This is a genomic window from Mycobacterium sp. 1081908.1 (assembly GCF_001673535.1).
Lineage (GTDB): Bacteria > Actinomycetota > Actinomycetes > Mycobacteriales > Mycobacteriaceae > Mycobacterium.
In genome coordinates this window covers 1-1,155 of record NZ_LZLY01000084.1, presented here as the reverse complement: position 1 = coordinate 1,155, position 1,155 = coordinate 1, and the positions used below count along the sequence as shown (strand labels likewise).

Sequence of the window (1,155 nt, the reverse complement as noted above, 5' to 3'; positions counted from 1 at the left end):
GGCGCGGGGGCCGGTGGGGCCGGCGGCAGGGCGTTCGGCGGCGGGACCGCCGGGGTCGCCGGGGCGACGACGTTCTTGCCGACATCGGGTCGCTGGTCCACGTGCGGGCGAATGCCGACAGCGAGCGCCACCGTCAGGGCCACCGCGCCGACGACGAATATCACCGTCGCGGCGAGGATCGCCAGCATCTTTCGGCTGTGGCGCCCGCCATGCTCGGGGTCGTCGCCGGACGCCGGCTCCGCCTCGGCGCTGTAGGCCAGCTCGCGCGCGGGTTCCTGGACGTAGGGCATTTCGACCGTGCTCGGCGCTCCCAATTGCTCGTTCGCCGATGCCAGTGCGGCGCCGCGTGCCAGGGCCATCTCGGGTTCCTCGGGGGCCGTCACCGACAGCGACGTCGCCGCCTCCAGCGCGGGTTTGATCAGCGGGATGTCGACGCCGGAGCCGACCACGAACACGCCGTCGGGCCGGGCGCGCATCGATTCGGCCCCCGCGACCATCGCGGCCAGCTCCGCCAGCGCCGCACCGTCGCCGCTCGGCAGGGGCCTGCGCTGGACATCGGCGACCGACCCGTCCGACGTGTCGACGACGGCGAGCGTCGCGGTGGCCGGCTCGACGAACAGCAGCGCGGTACGGGCGGAGTTGGTCGCGCTGCCGACCGTCTGAGCCAGCGCCGCGGCGGCCATGAACGCCGAGACCAGCATGACGTTCTCGATCTTGCGCGTCGCCAACGCGTTTCGCAGCGCGGCGGCGGCGGACTGATCGGTCCACGTGACCCCGCTGGACCGCAGCCGGTAGCCGCTCTCGGCCGCGCTTTCGCGGGTGCCCAGGATGGCCTCGATCACCCGATCGGCCGCGGCGGCACCCGGCATCGGAAAGTCGGCCTGATCGACGGTGACGCCGCCGGCGCCTGCACCCTCGACGAGCACCATGCGGACCGTCTCGGGTGCCAGAGACACCCCAAGGACGACGTCCACCGCTCCCCCCATTCTCCAAACTGGTTCGCTGACAATCGGATTGCCCCACCCCTAGTCCGCCACCCTAGCCCGCGGATCCGGACACGTGCGGCGGCGCCGAGCCGTTACCGGCGCCCGAAGCCGCCGAATCCGTGGCCACCGCCGAATCCGTGGCCGCCACCGAATCCGTGTCCCCCGCCGA

General features: G+C 73.2%; 1 protein-coding gene. It reads right to left on the bottom strand.

Annotated features, from left to right (window positions below; all coding sequences use genetic code 11):
* Positions 1-974 (bottom strand): hypothetical protein (locus tag A5655_RS11725; RefSeq protein ID WP_067009961.1); only part of this gene is annotated, 974 nt, incomplete at its 3' end.
* Positions 975-1,155: the final 181 nt, after the last annotated feature.